Here is a 15,963-nt window from a genome sequence, read left to right as displayed (position 1 = left end):
AACGTGCCGTGAAAAGTCGCAAGGGGGGAATGGCGAATGCCTCGAGAGGCGATGGTGGAGCCGTCCGGCGGATCGATGGGCAGTCGGTCGTTGCTCCGGAGGATGAACTCGCTCGGTGTGCTGCGCGCCCTGCTCCCGCAGGCACTCACCCTGCGGGAGCTGGCGGACGCGTCCGGGCTGTCTCGGACGGCCATCGACGCGATCGTGACGGATCTCGTCGAGATGGGCTGGCTCGAATCCGTCGAACGCGCCTCGGCGTCCCGGGTCGGCAGACCCGCCACCGCTTTCAGCGTGCGGGCCGGACTCGGCCACCTCCTGTCGCTCGACATCGGCGCGAACCACATCCACGCCGTCGTGACCGACCTCGCCGGTGCCGTCCTGGGCCAGCGCACGGCTCGCCTGCCCGAGGACACGGGCGCGACCGAGCGCATCACCCTGGCGCTGGCGACCGGCGATGCGGTGCTCAGCACCCTCGACCTCACCCGCGGGTCGGTGTGGATCGTCGCCGTCGGCTCCCCCGGCGCGATCGGCCGGGACGGCGAGGTGCTGCACTTCGGCGGGACGGGACTCCCGGACTGGGTCGGGTTGAACCTGCGCGAGCGGTTCGAGCGGGAGTTCGACGGAGCCGTCCTGGTGGAGGGCGACGTCGCGCTCGGCGCCCGCGCGGAACTGACCGTCGGCGCGGCACAGGGCCACCGCGACGTCGTCTACCTCCTCTGCGGCGTGCGCACCAGCGCCGCCTCCATCGTCGACGGGAAGGTGCATCGCGGCGTGCACGGTGCGGCAGGGATCGTCGGCGAGATGCCCGAACTCCGGTGGTCCCGCCTGAACGAGCAGTACGGCGAGTCGGTCCTCGGCTCACCACGGCCGTCCCGCGAGGAGATCTTCGATGCGGCTCGCGCCGGTGATCGGATCGCCCTGACGGCGATGGACGAGTTCGCGGACGACCTGGCCACCGGCGCGGCGGCCATGGTCCTCGCACTCGATCCGGAACTCCTCGTGGTCGGCGGCGGCAGTGCTCCGGGCGCGGACGTCTTCCTGCCGCGTTTCATCCGCACCCTCGGCGAGATCTGCCCGCTGCCACCGGACGTGGTCGTCTCCTCGCTGGGTTCGGAGGCGGTGGCGATGGGTGGCGTGAGCCTGGCGTCCCAGCAGCTCGTCACCGTCCTGCAGACAGCCGTCCGAGACGTGGAGCGGTTCCCCGACCCGGACGGAGCGCAGCTGCTCGTCAAGCGGACCGCAGCGTCCTGAGCCGTCACAGCCCGCGGCGGGTGACGGCTCAGCGACCGCCGAGCTGCGCGGCGGGGACCGACGACCGTCGCTCGGGGATCGCCGCGTCGTAGACGTCCTGGACCACGTCGAACGCCTTCCGCGCTTCTGCGGGGTGGAGCCAGAAGGCGCCCGGCTCGTCGAGCCCCGCGTAGAAGTCCTGGATCAGCCGTTCATGGGACACACCCCAGTAGGCACGCGCTCCGCTGGCCGTCACCCGCTCGACGGTGGTCTCGACGCGTCCATCGGCGAAGCGTGCGGTGAGTTCGGCCCCTAAGCTCAGCGTGCCCAACGCGCAGACGACGTCGATCGTCACGGGCAGGTTCGCGACCCCGGCGACCGTCGCGTAGACCGTGCTCGTCGCGCCACCCGCGTGCACGATGCGCAGCTCGGCCGTGTCCTCGACCTCGATCACCTCGGCGAGCGCGCGGGTGGCGATCGACCCCGTCGCCTCGAGCGGGTCGCCGACCAACCACTGCACGAGGTCGATCGTGTGGATCGCCTGGTTCATGAGGAGTCCACCGCCGCCGGTCTCCCAGCGACCGCGCCACGGGCGATCCTCGTAGTAGGCCGCCGTCCGATGCCACGGCACGACCGCCGAGGCGCCGAGCACTGCGCCGAGCTCACCCGAGTCGAGGAGTTCCTTGGCGCGCTCCGCCGGCTGGTTGTAGCGGTTCTGGAAGCACACCGCGATCTTCGCGCGACTGTGCTCCGCCGCGGCCAGGAGCCGTTCGGCCTCATCGCGCGTGTGGGCGAGGGGCTTCTCGAGGATGACACTGATCCCGCGCTCGAGCGCCCGGATCGCCTGGTCGGCGTGCAGGTGGTGCGGGGTGCAGATGTGGACGACGTCGGGTCGCGCCTCCTCGAACAGTCGATCGAGGTCGGTGAAGCCCGGGACACCCGTCGCAGCCATCGCCGCATCGAGCCGGCCGGCGTCGACGTCGCACACCGCCACGAGCTGCGCACCGGGCACCGTTCCGATCGCCGCGATGTGGAGGGCGGAGATGTCGCCGCACCCGACCACGGCGACGCGACGGAGGACGGGTGCGGGCCCGCGGCTCATCGCAGTTCGATCCCCAGCTCGTCGGTGAGCCTCCGGAAGGCCCGGGCGGCCACGCCGAACGAGGCGGGACCCGAGAAGCCGCCGAGCGCGTGGGTGTCGGCGAGGTGCGGCTCGAGCGAGGCGAACCCCGCGTAGCCGTCGTCGCGCAACGCCGTGAGCGTTTCACGCAGTTGCCCGTCGCCCTCGCCGGACGGCACGACCTGGCCGCTCTCGGCGACCGCGTCCTTGACCTGCAGGTAGTCGAGGTACGGGCGCAGCATCGCGTAGCCGTCGTCGAACGGCGCGACGCCCACCTGGACGAAGTTCGCGTTGTCCCAGGCGAGGCGGAGTGCGGGCGATCCGACCGACTCGACGAGGTCGAGGATGCGCTCCGGGACATCGCCGTAGATGTCCTTCTCGTTCTCGTGCAGGAGCACGACCCCCTCCCGCTCGGCCAGGTCGGCGAGCAGGCGCATGCGGACCAGGACGTCGTCGCGGGTGGCCTCCACCGGCACGCCCTCACCGCGGAAGAAGGAGAAGATGCGGATGTTGGGGGTCCCGAGGGCGTGTGCAGCGGCAACCGCTCGCGCGAGGCGGGCGACTTCCAGCTCGGCGTCGAGGGCCACGTCGACCTTGCCGATCGGCGATCCGATGGCGGACACGCCCATGCCGGACCGCTGCAGCTGCGCACCGAGTCGGGCGAGCTGGTCGGCGTCGAGGTCGATGATGTTGACGCCCCACGCGCTCCGGACCTCGATGTGCGACGCACCGAGCGCCTCGAGCACGGCGATCTGCGTCGTCGGGTCGGCGTCGATCTCGTCTCCGAAGCCCGACAGGGTCCAGCTCACCGGTTGTTGTGCATTCACGTGCGCTTCCGCCTTCGCGTTCGTTCTCGTCATCGGGAACCAGGCAGTCGGGCTGCCGGTCCTGTCAGCCTACGGCTCTGGCAACCGGTTGACAACCCTCTGCAGCCGGAGGGGTCGCCCTAGGATGGAGCGTGTGACCGATCTCTACCTCGCGAGTACGACCGTGTCCTTCCACCGCAGCTGGTCCTGCGTGCTGTTCGACCTCGACGGCACGATCGTGGACTCGGCTCCCGGCATCATCTCCCGCATGAAGACGACCCTGGCGAACGTCGGTGCCGTCGTGCCGTCCGACGAATCGCTGCTGCGTTGGGTCGGACCACCGCTGCTCGACTCCTTCCGCGACTTCGCGGACATGGACCCGTTGCAGTCGCAGCTCGCCCTCACCGAGTACCGTCGCCAGGTCGCCATCGAGGGGGCCGAGGTCGGCACCGCGGTGTTCCCGGGCGTCGCCGGGCTGCTCGCGCGCATCTCCGAGGCCGGGATCCCGATCGGGCTCGCGACCTCGAAGCCCGAGTCGCAGGCGAACACGATCCTCGACCACTTCGGCCTGAGCCAGTACTTCACCGTCGTCACGGGCGCCTCCGAGGACGAGGTCCGCAGCAGCAAGGCCGACGTCGTCGGTGAGGCCCTCCGGCGCCTCACGGCCGCCGGCGTCGACACGTCCCGCACCGTACTGGTCGGCGACCGCCTCCACGACATCGAGGGCGCAGCGGCGCACGGGATCCCGACGATCCTCGTCGAGTGGGGCTACGGCTCGCCGGCGGAGGCCACCGGTGCCCTCGCCGTCGTCCACTCGATCGACGCGCTGTCGAACCTCATCACCGGCTGAGCGAGACCGGAACCACTTGGTGACCCCAGGAGGGCCTGGCTTCACCGACACCTGCTCACTAGGGTGATGACCATCCTGAGGAGGTCGACATGGCGGTGTTCACACGCGGTTTCGGAGGACGGTCACGGGAGCAGGACGACCGACTCCCGCCAGGCCAGTTCCTCACCGAGGACTTCCCGGTCCTGTCCGCCGGACCCACGCCGCGGATCGACACCGATGAGTGGGAGTTCCAGATCCGGACGGAGACGGGCGAGACCCACCGCTGGGACTGGGCTGCCATGCAGGCCCTGCAGCAGGACGACATCACCCGCGACATCCACTGCGTGACCCGGTGGACGAAGCTCGGCACGAGCTGGCAGGGCGTCTCCCTCGACACGCTCTTCGCCGAGGTCGAGAGCGGCTACGACTTCGTGATGGCCCACTCCTACGGCGGTTACACGACCAACGTCCCACTCGACGACCTCCTGGACGGCAAGGCCTGGATCGCCACCGGCTTCGACGGCGAGCCGCTCGCCGCGGAGCACGGCGGCCCGGCGAGGCTTCTCATCCCGCACCTCTACTTCTGGAAGAGCGCGAAGTGGATCCGCGGGCTCGTCATGCAGCAGGACGACGAACCGGGGTTCTGGGAGCAGAACGGCTACCACGCCTACGGTGATCCCTGGCTCGAACAGCGGTACTCGTGAGGCGCACGAACCATGTCGACGTCTGGAAGCCGGCCACCGTGGTCACGGCGACGCAGCTGACCCCATCGGGGCGGAGCCTCATCCTGGACGCCCCGGGCTGGGGTGGGAACCTCGCCGGGCAGCACGCCGACGTCCGCCTCACCGCACCCGACGGCTACCAGGCGGTCCGCTCCTACTCGATCGCCTCGGCCGACGCCGGTGACCGCATCGAGATCGCCGTCGACCGGGTCCCCGACGGCGAGGTCTCACCCTTCCTCGTCGACGCGATCGAGGTCGGCGACCAGGTCGAGGTGCGTGGACCACTGGGCGGCTGGTTCGTCTGGCGCCCTGAGGACACGGAGCCGGTCCTCCTGATCGGCGGAGGTTCGGGCATCGTGCCGCTCATGGCGATGGTGCGAGCGCACGAGGCGGCCGGGAGCACGACGCCGTTCCGACTCGTGTACTCGGTCCGCTCACCGCAGGACGCCTTCTTCGCCGACGAGCTCGCTGCGGCGACCGGGGTCGAGGTCACCTGGATCTACACCCGTCGAGCGCCCGATGGCTGGCCCCGTCCCGCCGGACGCCTGGTCGCGGCCGACCTGCAGGCGCTCGAGTCCACCGGCGGCGAGGCCCCGTCGGTGTTCGTCTGCGGACCGACCGGCTTCGTCGAGGCGGTCGCCGACACCCTGGTCGCGATCGGCCATGATCCCGCCCGTATCAAGACCGAGCGGTTCGGAGGCGCGTGATGACCTCGCATCTGGACGGGAACGTCCTCGCCGGAACCCTGTCGGAGCTGACCGGCACCGACCCGAGCGGCACGATGTCGCAGTGCCTCGGGTGCCGCGACGTCTCGCCCCTCGCCGCGGAGCTGGTGTTCGGCACCCCGGACGCGTGGGTGGTTCGCTGTCGGCACTGCGACGACGTCCTGCTCGTCGTCCTCCATCACGAGGAGACCACGCGCGTCACCCTCGACGGCGTCCGCTGGTGGACCGACCTCGGCTGACCGCCCCTCCCCCGCACTCGTTCGCCCATCCTTGGGCGAACGTTGCTTCTGTCGCCCAAAGATGGGCGAATGAACCTCGTCCATCAAAGCTATTGACATTAGCTAAACGGCGATGCAGACTAGCTTCATGAACACGAACCCGGCATCGACAGGGCCTGCCACCCGCTACCTCGACCGTCCCGAGGGCAAGATCGCCTACGAGATCCAGGGCGACGGCCCGCTCGTCGTCCTCGTCCCGGGAATGGGCGAGCTCCGCTCCTCCTACCGCTTCCTCGCTCCCGCGCTCGTCCAGGCCGGGTACCGCGTCGCCTCCACCGACCTCCGTGGTCACGGCGACAGCGACACGACGTTCTCCTCGTACGGCGACGTCGCGACCGCCTCGGACGTCCACGCCCTCATCCGCGACCTCGGCGCCCCAGCCGTCGTCATCGGGAACTCCCTCGCTGCCGGCGCGGGCGTGATCGTCGCCGCCGAGCACCCGGAGGACGTGTCCGGTCTCGTCCTCGTCGGGCCCTTCGTCCGCAACCCGAAGGCGGGCGCCGTCATGCAGGCGGTCTTCCGCGCCATGATGGCTCCGCTGTGGATCGCACGGGTCTGGAAGGCCTACCTCCCCACGCTGAACGCGGGCCGGAAGCCGGTCGACTTCGACGACTACCTCGCCGACGTCTTCGCGAGCCTGCGTCGCCCCGCCTACGGCAAGGCCTTCTCGCAGACGACCAGACAGACCGACCATGCCCCGGCCGAGGCTGCGCTCCCCGGCGTGAGCGCTCCGACGCTCGTGATCATGGGCACCAAGGACCCCGACTTCCCCGACCCCGCAGGAGAGGCCCGCTGGATCGGCGACACCCTGCAGGCGGAGGTCGTCCTCGTCGAGGACGCCGGCCATTACCCGCAGGCCCAGCAGCCCGAGGTCACCTCGCAGGCCGTCCTCGGCTTCCTCCAGTCGGCGCTGCACCGTGCCTAGGGCGGGACTCAGCCGCGCGCGCGTGGTGGACGAAGCGGCTGAACTCGCCGACGAGGTCGGGCTCGAGGGGCTGACCCTCGCCGCCCTCGCCGAACGGCTCGGCGTCCGGCAGCCCTCGCTCTACAAGCACCTCGACTCGCTCGCCGGACTCCGCCGGAGCATCTCCCTCCAAGCGAAGGGCGAGCTCGGCGACGTCCTGCTGCGCGCCGCCGTCGGCCGTTCGGGCGCGGATGCGATCACGGTGATGGCCGGCGCCTACCGGGAGTGGGCCCTGGAGCACCCGGCACGCTATACGGCCGCGCAGTGGATCGCCGGGCCGGAGGATGAGGAGGACGCGGCGGCGTCGCTCGGCGCCATCCAGGTCATCAGCGACGTCCTCACGGCCTACGAGCTCCGCGGCGACGACGCCATCGACGCGATCCGCGCGTTCCGCTCCACCCTGCACGGCTTCGTCTCGCTCGAGGCGGCAGGCTCCTTCGGCCTCGACCGCGACCTCGACCGGAGCTTCGACCGCCTCGTCCGTGGCTTCGTGATCACGCTGACCCGTTGGGCCGAGACCGCTGGGGACGAGTCCTAGCCGATCCGCAACGGGTTCCGCTGCACGACGCGTGCGGGGTAGCGTGCCGTCATGTCATGCCGCATCAGTGAACTCGTCCTGGACTGCCGCGATCCGGAAGCGCTCGCCCGCTTCTGGTGCGAGGTCCTCGACTTCGTCGTGCTCGACCGAGACGAGGACGGGGTGGAGATCGGAGCGCGGGACGGCTTCGGTGGATCGCAGCCGACCATCATCCTCAGCCGCAGCGACGACCCGCCGCAGCCGAAGTCGAAGCTCCACATCGACGTCAGCCCGACCGACGGCGACCAGGACGCCGAACTCGAGCGCCTGTTGGCCCTCGGAGCGCGCCCGACGGACATCGGGCAGACGGGCGATGAGTCGTGGCACGTCCTCGCCGATCCCGAGGGCAACGCCTTCTGCCTCCTGCGCACGCCCGTCAAGCCGGTCTGATCGGCCTCAGTCCCGGGCGATGAGGGCGAACCGTTCGAGGACGACGAGCGTCGTGTCGTCGAGGCGGAAGTCGGCGCCGAGTTCGGCCTGCATCTCCGGTGAGGTCCAGAACCGCTCGTGACCGGCACGCCAGTCGGCGACCGAGGCGTAGCCTTCGCCCTCCGCCAGAGCGTGAGCCAGTGGCACCTCGTCCAGCGGTACCACCTCGACACCCACCGTCTCGATGACGAAGCGGTGAGCGCCATCGGAATCGACGACGATTCCGCGCTGCCCGACCGCCGGCAACTCCTCGCCTGCCACCTCGTACTCGTGCGCCAGGGAACTCGTCGCGGCCTTCTCGCCGGACTCGATCGCCGCCACCAGCCTGTCCCGCAGCGGGCCGGGGAACGCGAACTCGACGATGGGGAGGTGGTCATCCATGCGTCCATCCCAGCATCGATCGACGCGTCGTGCCACTTCACACCTCCTGTCGGTTTCCCGCGGCGGCGCCTGCAGCCTTCTGCGGACGCGAGCGGATGCGGTCTGAGGGCCGACGGGCACGGTGCCGGTGGGATAATCGGCGCATGTCCTCGACCGCGCGGTACGCCAGGCAGCTCGCCCTCCCCGGGTTCGGACCAGCGGCGCAACAGCGTCTCGCCGACGCACGGGTGCTGATCGTCGGCGCCGGCGGCCTCGGCAGCATCGTCATCCCGGCGCTTGCCGCTGCCGGTGTCGGTTCCGGTGACGGCGCGATCCACCTGGTGGACGACGACACGGTCGAGCTCAGCAACCTGCATCGGCAGACCGTCCACAGCACCGCGGACGTCGGCCGTCCGAAGGTCGACTCCGCAGCGGACCGCGCCCTCGCCGTCAACACCGATGCGACGATCCTCAGGCACCGCCTCCGCCTCGGACCCGGCGAGATCATGGGCCTCCTGGCCGACGCGGAGATCGACCTCGTCATCGACGGCAGCGACAACTTCGAGACCCGTTACCTGGTCGACGACGCCGCGACGCTCGCCGACGTCCCACTCGTCTGGGGTGCGGTCTCGCAGTACGGCGGGCAGGCTGGACTCAGCTGGTCGTCTCGCGGCCCGCGCTACCGCGACCTCTTCCCCCACCCGCCGACGGACGGTTCGGTGCTCTCCTGCGAGGCCGGCGGCGTCCTGCCCACCACGGTCGGGGTCATCGGGTCCGTCATGGCCACCGAGGCGATCAAGGTGCTCACCGGGGTCGGGTCCCTCTCGCTCGGCCGGGTGACGATGTTCGACGGGCTGAGCGGCGGGTTCCGCGAACTCCGGTACGAGCGCGACCCCGCGGGCGCCCGGCAGGTGTCGCTCGATGAGCATCTGCATCGGACGCCAGGAGGGGACGCGGCGAGCGCCGCAGCGGCAGCCCCGCACGAGCCGCGACACGGCGGCCGCACGATCACCGCACCGCAGCTCGCGGCGAGCGACGATGAGGCCGTCCTGCTCGACGTCCGGGAGCCGTGGGAGGCGGAGATCGCCCGGTTGCCCGGTTCGACGCTGATGCCGCTCGGCTCGCTCCCCGAGACGCTCCACGGGCTCGACCCCGAGACGCCCGTGGTCGTCTACTGCCACCACGGCATCCGATCCGAGTCCGCGCTTCGCCTGCTCCTCGAGCGCGGCTACTCGGCCGTCCATCTCGAGGGCGGCATCGACGCGTGGTCGCGGCTCGTGGATCCGACCGTCCCCCGCTACTGACCGCGGCTCCGAACACCCCATGCAGCCCCACCGACCGACCTCGACGACGGGAACCACCATGACGACGCCAGCGCCCACGAGTCGGAAGACCGTCGAGCAACACGCCGCCGACGTCGCAGCCCTCCTCGACGACGTGACCGACACCGGCGCCGAGCACGTGCCGATCGACGAGGCCGCAGCTCGGGTGACGGCGGTGGCGGTGCCGTCACCGGTCGACCTGCCGCTGTTCCGCAACTCGCAGATGGACGGCTTCGCGGTTCGGGCGGCAGACCTCACGGGCGATGAGACGCGTCTGCGGGTGGTGGGCGAGATCGCCGCGCGCCCGATCGACCCCGCGCCGCTCGAGGCGGGGACCTCGGTGCGCATCATGACGGGCGCGGTCGTTCCGCCGGGTGCGGACATCGTCGTGCCGGTCGAGGAGAGCGAGGTCGAGACGGATCCGGACGGTGTCGAGACCGTCCTCCTCGGTCCTGCGCGCGGCGGTGGCGAGCGCCCGGTGGGGCTGTTCGTCCGGGAACGCGGGAGCGACGTCCGCGCCGGCGAGGAGCTGCTGCCGGCCGGCGTGCGCCTCGCTTCACGACACCTCGCCGTGTTGGCTGCGGCCGGGATCACGACCGTCGAGGTGCGTCGGCGGGTGCGGGTCGCGATCGTCACGACCGGTGCCGAACTCGTCGAACCCGGCGAGACTCCGACGCTCGGCCAGACCTTCGACTCCAACGGGACCGCGCTGGCGGCCGCCGTCGTCGCAGCCGGGGCCAAGGTCAACGCCCGTGCGCGCGTCGTCGACGATGCCGACGTCCTGCTCGCCCTGCTCGACGACCTCCACGGCGAGGTCGATCTCATCCTCACCTCCGGCGGGATCTCCATGGGTGAGCACGAGGTCGTCCGTGACGTCCTCGGTCCGCTGGGTGGCTGGATCGGTTCGGTCGCGATGCAGCCCGGCGGACCACAGGCGCTCGGGGCCCACCGGGGCGTCCCGATCATCGCGTTCCCCGGCAACCCGGTGAGCACCCAGCTCTCGTTCGAGGTCTTCGTCGCTCCGGTCCTCCGCCGGGTCGCCGGGCTGCCGCAGGCGACACGCGCACCGGCCGAACTCGCGGTCGCCGTGCGTTCGGTGCCCGGCAAGCGCCAGTTCCTCCGCGGACGCCGACGAGACGATGGCCGGGTCGAACCGGTCTCGGGCCCCGGCTCGCACCTCGTCGCCGGGCTCGCGGCCTCCGACGTGCTGATCGTGATCCCGGAGGACACGCTCGAGCTCGACGCCGGTGACGCTGTGGAAGCATGGGCACTATGACCGGGCTCACACACCTCGACGACGACGGCCGCGCACGCATGGTCTATGTCGGCGACAAGGCCACGACGAAGCGGGTCGCGACGGCGACCGCGACCTTCACCACCCGACCAGACGTGATCGCACTCGTCCAGGCGGACGGCCTGCCGAAGGCGGATGTCATCGCGACCGCTCGCATCGCGGGGATCGCGGGGGCCAAGCGGACGAGCGAGCTCATCCCGCTGTGCCACCAGCTCGCGCTGTCGTCCGTGAGCCTCGACTTCGCCTTCACCGCGGACTCCATCGTCATCACCGCGACGGCGAAGACCACCGGCCAGACCGGGGTCGAGATGGAGGCCCTGACGGCCGCGTCGATCGCCGGCCTGACCCTGCACGACATGGTCAAGGCCGTCGACCCGGCCTCGGTCCTCGGCGACATCCGGCTGCTGGAGAAGTCCGGCGGCAAGCGCGGGAACTGGACGCCGGAAGCGGTGGAGCCGATCGAAGCACCTGTGGCGCGAACGGTCCGTCCACGAACCGCGGCCGTCATCGTCGCGTCGACCGCCGGCGCGGCCGGCACGCGCGAGGACCTCACGGGGCCGCGCATCTCCGCGTGGTTGTCCGAGCACGACTACGCGGTCGATGCGGTGACGGTCGTTTCCGACGCCGACGTGCACCTCGCGATCACGGCAGCCCTGGACGCCGCGCCCGCGGTGATCATCACGACGGGCGGCACCGGCCTCTCGCCGAGCGACCGAACTCCGGAGGCGACGCAGCCCCACCTCGACCGAGAGCTGCCCGGCATCGCGGAGGCGATCCGCACCCTCGGATCGACCAAGACCCCGACCGCGGCGCTCAGTCGCGGGCTCGCGGGGGTCTCCGGCGGCACCGTCGTCGTGAACCTGCCCGGATCGACCGGCGGCGTGAAGGACGGACTCGCGGTCCTCGACGGCCTGCTCGACCACCTCGTCGCCCAGATCGCCGGAGGTGGCGCGCATGAGTGAGTCGACGGTTCCCGAGGTCCTCGCCCTCATCTCTGAGTCACCCCTCGACGCGCATGCGATCGAGGACTTCGTCGCGGCGCCCGCCAACGGCGCCCTCGTCGCCTTCCGAGGCATCGTGCGCGACCACGACCACGGCGAGGCGGTCGACGCCCTCGACTACCGGGCCCACCCCGACGCCCAACGGTTCCTGGAGGACTGCTGCCGGACGGTCGCCGCGGAGACCGGCCTGCGGGTCGCCGCCGCCCACCGCGTCGGGTCACTCGTCGTCGGCGACCTGGCCCTCGTGGCCGCCGTCGCCGCTGCGCACCGGGCCGAGGCGTTCGCCGCCTGCGAGCGCCTGGTCGAGGAGATCAAGCGCACCGTCCCCATCTGGAAGCGCCAACACCTGGCCGACGGCGAGACGGAATGGGTCGGCCTGTAGCGGCTCGTCCTCGATTCGCCCCGAGTGGTCGCACGCACGAAGCGTGGGCGACGATCCGGGGCGAATCGACTGTCAGCGCGGCAGCACGTCGTAGGTGATGCGCACGAGCCCGTCCTCGGGCGTCGCGTGGGTACCGCGGAGCCGCAGGCGGACGTCGGCGTCGAGGTCGCCGAAGAGGCGGGCGCCCGAGCCGATGAGCACCGGTGCGACCGACACGGTGATCTCATCGACGAGGCCCGCACCGAGGAACGCCTGGATGGTCCTGCCGCCGTCGATGTAGACGCGGCCGGCCCCGGCCTCGTCGAGCAGGGCGGCCGCCTCGTCGAGCGACCCGGCGACCGTGATGCGGTCGTCCCCGACCTCGAGCGTGGTGCTCAGCACGACGACCCGCTTGCCGTCGAACGGCCACTCGCCGAAGCCGAGGACGGTGTCGTAGGTGGTGCGGCCCATCACGAGGGTGTCGATCGTCGGGAAGAACGAATCCCAGTCGAGCGCCGGGTGCTGCCCTGGCGCATCCGCGGCATGCCCCCGCGGCTCGAGCTCGGTGAGCCAGCCGAGGTCACCGTCGGGCCCTGCGATGAAGCCGTCGAGGCTCACGCCGATGAAGACACAGCCGTGCCAGGATCGTTCACGAGTCATGAGGACGATCCTGCCGTCCACCCCCGACATCGCGCATCGGGCGGGGCACGTCAACCGGTCGCCCACCGGACCGCGGCGACGTAGGGTGATCTGATGCCCGAACACGCCCCCGAAGCATCCGACCCGTTCGTCCGCGTCCGGGGAGCCAACGAGAACAACCTCCGCAACGTTGACGTCGACGTGCCGCGCGATGCGATCGTCGCCTTCACCGGGGTCTCCGGCTCGGGCAAGTCGTCGCTCGCGTTCGGCACCATCTTCACCGAGGCGCAGCGACGGTACCTCGAGTCCGTCGCACCGTACGCCAGGCGGCTGATCCAGCAGGGTCATGACCCGCACGTCGACTCGATCTCCGGTCTGCCACCGGCGGTCGCCCTGCAGCAGCGTCGCGGCGCCCCCAGCTCGCGCTCCAGCGTCGGCACGGTGACGACCCTCTCGAACTCGCTCCGCATGCTCTTCTCGCGCGCCGGCACCTTCCCCGAGGGGTTCACGACCCGACTCGACTCGGACGCCTTCTCCCCCAACACCGCCGTCGGCGCCTGCCCGGAGTGCCACGGCATCGGCGTCGCGCACACGGTCACCGAGGACTCCCTCGTGCCCGACCCGTCGTTGAGCATCCGCGAGGGCGCGATCGCCGCCTGGCCGGGCGCCTGGCAGGCGAAGAACCTCCGCGACATCACCATCGCGCTCGGATACGACGTCGACCGCCCCTGGCGGGAGCTCGACCAGGAGGACCGCGACTGGATCCTCTTCACCGAGGAGCAGCCGGTCGTGCAGATCACGCCGCAACGCGACCGCGTCGCGAAACCGTACAACGGCATGTTCTGGAGCGCCAAGCAGTACGTCTTCCACACCCTCTCCGACTCCAAGAGCCAGATGATGCGGAACAAAGTGCTGCAGTTCGTGCGCTCGGGTCCGTGCCCGCTCTGCCACGGCACGGGACTCCGCCGCGAGGCGCTCGCGGTCACCTTCGCCGGCCGCACGATCGCGGAGCTCAACGCCCTGCCGATGACGGAACTCGCCGAGGTCATCCGCCCCACCACGGAGCTGACCGACGCGGCGCCCGCGCTCCCGACCACGCTGTCCGGCGAGCGCACCGACGTCGCCGTCGCCATCACGACCGACCTCCTCGCGCGCATCCGCGTGCTCACCGACCTCGGACTCGGCTACCTCGGCCTCGGACGCGTGACGACGACGCTCTCCCCCGGCGAGATGCAGCGGCTCCGGCTCGCGACCCAGCTGCGCTCCGGGCTCTTCGGCGTGGTCTACGTCCTCGACGAACCGTCAGCGGGTCTGCACCCGGCCGACGCGGAGCCCCTCCTCGAGGTGCTGGAGCAGCTGAAGCGCTCCGGCAACTCGGTCTACGTCGTCGAGCACAACATGGACGTCGTCCGGAACGCGGACTGGATCGTCGACGTCGGCCCCGGCGCGGGTGAGGGTGGCGGCGACGTGCTCTACAGCGGCGCCGTCGAGGGTCTCGCCGACGTCGAGGCGTCGGCGACCCGTCCGTTCCTCTTCCCCGACCAGCACGGTCCGGCTCCCGAGCGACGAGCACTCCGTGAGGCGCGCGACTGGCTCGAGGTGGAGGGCATCACGCTCCACAACCTCGCCGGCGTCGACGCCTCGATCCCCCTCGGGACGTTCGTGGCCGTCACCGGTGTCTCCGGTTCCGGCAAATCGACCCTCGTGAGCCGCGTCCTCCGCGACGTCGTGCGCGATCACCTGCGGGCAGACGGCCGGACGACGGACGACGTCGCAGACGATGACGACGAGGTGCCCACCGATCCGGATGCGGCCGAGGGTTCCGGCCTGGCGGAGGCGACGGTGCCGGACGGACATGCCGACACGCTCACCGTCCGCCGCGTCCGAGGGCTCGAGCACGTCGACCGCCTCGTCCGGGTCGACCAGAAGCCCATCGGACGCACACCGCGGTCGAACCTGGCCACCTACACCGGCCTCTTCGACGCCGTCCGCGCCGCCTTCGCCGCCACGGACCTCGCCCGCGAACGCGGCTACACGGCCGGCCGGTTCTCGTTCAACGTCGCGGGAGGTCGCTGCGAGACCTGCCTCGGTGAGGGCTTCGTGTCGGTCGAGCTGCTGTTCCTCCCCGGCAGCTACGGCAAGTGCCCGACCTGTGACGGCGCTCGGTACAACGCTGAGACCCTCGAGGTCACCTACGACGGGAAGTCGATCGCAGACGTCCTCGCACTCACGGTCGAGCAGGCGGCCGAGTTCCTCGCGGCCGTCCCGGCGGCTGCGCGCAGCCTCCGCACCCTGCTCGAGGTCGGCCTGGGGTACCTGCGGCTCGGCCAGCCGGCCACCGAGCTGTCGGGCGGTGAGGCGCAGCGCATCAAGCTCGCGACGGAACTCCAGCGGGTGCGACGCGGCCACACCCTCTACCTCCTCGACGAGCCGACGACCGGCCTCCACCCGGCCGACGTCCGTCGTCTGCTGGCGCAACTGAACGCGCTCGTCGACTCCGGCGACACGGTCGTCGTGGTCGAGCACGAGATGGACGTCGTCGCGGCGGCCGACTGGGTGATCGACCTCGGACCGTCCGGCGGCGACGCTGGTGGACGCATCGTGTCCGCGGGCACGCCGGACACCGTCGCCGCAGACCCCGACAGCCGCACCGCGCCCTACCTGGCGAAGCGACTGGCGTTGCTCGGAGCGGCACCGTCACCGGAGGACGCGTCGGCGGGATGACGCCCCGCCGTCGCCGAGCGCCTAGCGTGGAGTCCATGCAGACGACCGATGCACGCCGTGACCTCCGCGCTCAGCGCATCGCCGTCGTCGTCTGGGCGGTCGCCGCGACGGTGATGCTGGTGCTGGCTCCCATCGAGGAACTCATCTGGGCGCCGCTCGCGATGACGGACGACTCCTACGGCATCGAGGCGATCTACGGGGTGTTCACGCCCACCACCCTGGCCGTCGGCCTCGTCGGTGTCGCGATCGCGTTCCTGCTCGGCCTCACAGCCATTCTGGTGTTCACCCACTTCGGATGGCGCGGCCGGCTCGGCACACACTGGGTCCACGTCGCGACACTCGGTTCGATGCTCGTCTGGCTCGGTCTCCTGGCCATGTTCGTCGCCGGCTTCGGCGTCGGGAACACCGTGTCCGACGAGATCCCGCCGTACGTCGGCCGGTCGTCATCGATCGGTGAACTGCTCCAGATGCTCGCGCTCGTGGCGTTCCTGGCGACCGTCGTCGGAGCGATCTGCTCGCTCATCCTGATGTTCCGGTCGGCCGGGGTGGCCCGTCGCGCTTGGCAGGCTTCGCGATGAGCCC

18 protein-coding genes are annotated in these 15,963 nt (G+C 71.0%); 14 read left to right on the top strand and 4 right to left on the bottom strand.

Annotated elements, in window-relative coordinates:
* Positions 1 to 102 precede the first annotated feature (102 nt).
* On the top strand, positions 103 to 1,251 hold the full coding sequence (locus ACLIME_RS14720) for an ROK family protein (protein ID WP_411557365.1): 1,149 nt from the start codon (positions 103 to 105) through the stop codon (positions 1,249 to 1,251).
* A 28-nt stretch (positions 1,252 to 1,279) separates the two neighbouring features.
* Here ACLIME_RS14720 and ACLIME_RS14715 read toward each other — a convergent pair whose 3' ends face one another.
* Together ACLIME_RS14715 and ACLIME_RS14710 are read right to left on the bottom strand one after the other, a co-directional pair.
* Positions 1,280 to 2,332, bottom strand: a complete 1,053-nt coding sequence (locus ACLIME_RS14715; RefSeq protein ID WP_411557364.1) for a Gfo/Idh/MocA family protein — start codon at positions 2,330 to 2,332, stop codon at positions 1,280 to 1,282.
* Positions 2,329 to 3,210 carry a sugar phosphate isomerase/epimerase family protein gene (locus ACLIME_RS14710; RefSeq protein WP_411557363.1) on the bottom strand — a complete coding sequence of 294 codons (882 nt, stop codon included), beginning with the start codon at positions 3,208 to 3,210 and terminating at the stop codon, positions 2,329 to 2,331. Before ACLIME_RS14710 ends, ACLIME_RS14715 begins: the two co-directional genes overlap by 4 nt.
* A gap of 100 nt (positions 3,211 to 3,310) precedes the next feature.
* Between ACLIME_RS14710 and ACLIME_RS14705 the strand changes: the two genes are divergently transcribed.
* The 7 genes from ACLIME_RS14705 to ACLIME_RS14675 all read left to right on the top strand — a co-directional run bounded on the left by ACLIME_RS14705 (position 3,311) and on the right by ACLIME_RS14675 (position 7,641).
* Positions 3,311 to 4,006: an HAD hydrolase-like protein gene (locus ACLIME_RS14705; RefSeq protein WP_194599907.1), complete on the top strand. Its 696-nt coding sequence runs from the start codon at positions 3,311 to 3,313 to the stop codon at positions 4,004 to 4,006.
* 89 nt (positions 4,007 to 4,095) lie between these two features.
* Complete coding sequence (locus tag ACLIME_RS14700; protein ID WP_411557362.1) at positions 4,096 to 4,689, top strand: sulfite oxidase-like oxidoreductase; 594 nt, start codon at positions 4,096 to 4,098, stop codon at positions 4,687 to 4,689.
* Positions 4,686 to 5,414, top strand: coding sequence for a ferredoxin reductase (locus tag ACLIME_RS14695; RefSeq protein WP_139382348.1), 729 nt, complete (start codon positions 4,686 to 4,688; stop codon positions 5,412 to 5,414). Before ACLIME_RS14700 ends, ACLIME_RS14695 begins: the two co-directional genes overlap by 4 nt.
* The gene (locus tag ACLIME_RS14690) at positions 5,414 to 5,671 is read left to right on the top strand and encodes a DUF6510 family protein (RefSeq protein WP_079704433.1); all 258 of its coding nucleotides are present in this window, start codon (positions 5,414 to 5,416) and stop codon (positions 5,669 to 5,671) included. Before ACLIME_RS14695 ends, ACLIME_RS14690 begins: the two co-directional genes overlap by 1 nt.
* A 127-nt stretch (positions 5,672 to 5,798) precedes the next feature.
* Positions 5,799 to 6,635 (top strand): alpha/beta fold hydrolase, encoded by an 837-nt coding sequence (locus ACLIME_RS14685; RefSeq protein ID WP_192004075.1) that lies wholly within the window; start codon positions 5,799 to 5,801, stop codon positions 6,633 to 6,635.
* A 22-nt stretch (positions 6,636 to 6,657) separates the two neighbouring features.
* Positions 6,658 to 7,212, top strand: a complete 555-nt coding sequence (locus ACLIME_RS14680; RefSeq protein WP_197977355.1) for a WHG domain-containing protein — start codon at positions 6,658 to 6,660, stop codon at positions 7,210 to 7,212.
* A gap of 51 nt (positions 7,213 to 7,263) precedes the next feature.
* Positions 7,264 to 7,641, top strand: coding sequence for a VOC family protein (locus ACLIME_RS14675; RefSeq protein ID WP_071261898.1), 378 nt, complete (start codon positions 7,264 to 7,266; stop codon positions 7,639 to 7,641).
* A 6-nt stretch (positions 7,642 to 7,647) separates the two neighbouring features.
* On the opposite strand, the gene ACLIME_RS14670 is transcribed toward ACLIME_RS14675, so the two are convergent.
* Positions 7,648 to 8,061, bottom strand: a complete 414-nt coding sequence (locus ACLIME_RS14670; RefSeq protein ID WP_411557361.1) for an ASCH domain-containing protein — start codon at positions 8,059 to 8,061, stop codon at positions 7,648 to 7,650.
* A 143-nt stretch (positions 8,062 to 8,204) separates the two neighbouring features.
* On the opposite strand from ACLIME_RS14670, the gene ACLIME_RS14665 reads away from it, so the two are divergent.
* The 4 genes from ACLIME_RS14665 to ACLIME_RS14650 are packed head-to-tail and all read left to right on the top strand — an operon-like array spanning position 8,205 to position 12,039.
* Positions 8,205 to 9,344 carry a ThiF family adenylyltransferase gene (locus ACLIME_RS14665; RefSeq protein ID WP_411557360.1) on the top strand — a complete coding sequence of 380 codons (1,140 nt, stop codon included), beginning with the start codon at positions 8,205 to 8,207 and terminating at the stop codon, positions 9,342 to 9,344.
* 58 nt (positions 9,345 to 9,402) lie between these two features.
* The gene (gene glp, locus ACLIME_RS14660) at positions 9,403 to 10,638 is read left to right on the top strand and encodes a gephyrin-like molybdotransferase Glp (protein ID WP_411557359.1); all 1,236 of its coding nucleotides are present in this window, start codon (positions 9,403 to 9,405) and stop codon (positions 10,636 to 10,638) included.
* Positions 10,635 to 11,618 (top strand): bifunctional molybdenum cofactor biosynthesis protein MoaC/MoaB, encoded by a 984-nt coding sequence (gene moaCB / locus ACLIME_RS14655; protein ID WP_411557358.1) that lies wholly within the window; start codon positions 10,635 to 10,637, stop codon positions 11,616 to 11,618. Before glp ends, moaCB begins: the two co-directional genes overlap by 4 nt.
* Complete coding sequence (locus ACLIME_RS14650; RefSeq protein WP_056011786.1) at positions 11,611 to 12,039, top strand: molybdenum cofactor biosynthesis protein MoaE; 429 nt, start codon at positions 11,611 to 11,613, stop codon at positions 12,037 to 12,039. Before moaCB ends, ACLIME_RS14650 begins: the two co-directional genes overlap by 8 nt.
* A 72-nt stretch (positions 12,040 to 12,111) precedes the next feature.
* Here ACLIME_RS14650 and ACLIME_RS14645 read toward each other — a convergent pair whose 3' ends face one another.
* Positions 12,112 to 12,678 carry a dihydrofolate reductase family protein gene (locus tag ACLIME_RS14645; protein ID WP_411557357.1) on the bottom strand — a complete coding sequence of 189 codons (567 nt, stop codon included), beginning with the start codon at positions 12,676 to 12,678 and terminating at the stop codon, positions 12,112 to 12,114.
* Positions 12,679 to 12,771: 93 nt separating this feature from the next.
* Between ACLIME_RS14645 and ACLIME_RS14640 the strand changes: the two genes are divergently transcribed.
* Positions 12,772 to 15,381, top strand: a complete 2,610-nt coding sequence (locus ACLIME_RS14640; protein ID WP_411557356.1) for an ABC transporter — start codon at positions 12,772 to 12,774, stop codon at positions 15,379 to 15,381.
* A gap of 35 nt (positions 15,382 to 15,416) precedes the next feature.
* A complete protein-coding gene (locus ACLIME_RS14635; protein WP_124767917.1) occupies positions 15,417 to 15,959 on the top strand; it encodes a hypothetical protein in 543 nt (180 codons plus the stop codon).
* Positions 15,960 to 15,963 lie beyond the last annotated feature (4 nt).

It is taken from the genome of Plantibacter sp. MPB07, from assembly GCF_046619465.1.
Taxonomy (GTDB): domain Bacteria; phylum Actinomycetota; class Actinomycetes; order Actinomycetales; family Microbacteriaceae; genus Plantibacter; species Plantibacter auratus.
Note: the sequence above shows the minus strand (reverse complement) of the source record. Positions and strands in the feature narration are given on the sequence as shown.

What these genes read in the sequence shown, in the direction of transcription:
- ACLIME_RS14720 (WP_411557365.1), top strand. Translation starts at nt 103, where the DNA reads ATGAACTCGCTCGGTGTGCTGCGCGCCCTGCTCCCGCAGGCACTCACC.
- ACLIME_RS14715 (WP_411557364.1), bottom strand. Translation starts at nt 2,332, where the DNA reads ATGAGCCGCGGGCCCGCACCCGTCCTCCGTCGCGTCGCCGTGGTCGGG.
- ACLIME_RS14710 (WP_411557363.1), bottom strand. Translation starts at nt 3,210, where the DNA reads ATGACGAGAACGAACGCGAAGGCGGAAGCGCACGTGAATGCACAACAA.
- ACLIME_RS14700 (WP_411557362.1), top strand. Translation starts at nt 4,096, where the DNA reads ATGGCGGTGTTCACACGCGGTTTCGGAGGACGGTCACGGGAGCAGGAC.
- ACLIME_RS14690 (WP_079704433.1), top strand. Translation starts at nt 5,414, where the DNA reads ATGACCTCGCATCTGGACGGGAACGTCCTCGCCGGAACCCTGTCGGAG.
- ACLIME_RS14685 (WP_192004075.1), top strand. Translation starts at nt 5,799, where the DNA reads ATGAACACGAACCCGGCATCGACAGGGCCTGCCACCCGCTACCTCGAC.
- ACLIME_RS14675 (WP_071261898.1), top strand. Translation starts at nt 7,264, where the DNA reads ATGTCATGCCGCATCAGTGAACTCGTCCTGGACTGCCGCGATCCGGAA.
- ACLIME_RS14670 (WP_411557361.1), bottom strand. Translation starts at nt 8,061, where the DNA reads ATGGATGACCACCTCCCCATCGTCGAGTTCGCGTTCCCCGGCCCGCTG.
- ACLIME_RS14665 (WP_411557360.1), top strand. Translation starts at nt 8,205, where the DNA reads ATGTCCTCGACCGCGCGGTACGCCAGGCAGCTCGCCCTCCCCGGGTTC.
- glp (WP_411557359.1), top strand. Translation starts at nt 9,403, where the DNA reads ATGACGACGCCAGCGCCCACGAGTCGGAAGACCGTCGAGCAACACGCC.
- moaCB (WP_411557358.1), top strand. Translation starts at nt 10,635, where the DNA reads ATGACCGGGCTCACACACCTCGACGACGACGGCCGCGCACGCATGGTC.
- ACLIME_RS14650 (WP_056011786.1), top strand. Translation starts at nt 11,611, where the DNA reads ATGAGTGAGTCGACGGTTCCCGAGGTCCTCGCCCTCATCTCTGAGTCA.
- ACLIME_RS14645 (WP_411557357.1), bottom strand. Translation starts at nt 12,678, where the DNA reads ATGACTCGTGAACGATCCTGGCACGGCTGTGTCTTCATCGGCGTGAGC.
- ACLIME_RS14640 (WP_411557356.1), top strand. Translation starts at nt 12,772, where the DNA reads ATGCCCGAACACGCCCCCGAAGCATCCGACCCGTTCGTCCGCGTCCGG.
- ACLIME_RS14635 (WP_124767917.1), top strand. Translation starts at nt 15,417, where the DNA reads ATGCAGACGACCGATGCACGCCGTGACCTCCGCGCTCAGCGCATCGCC.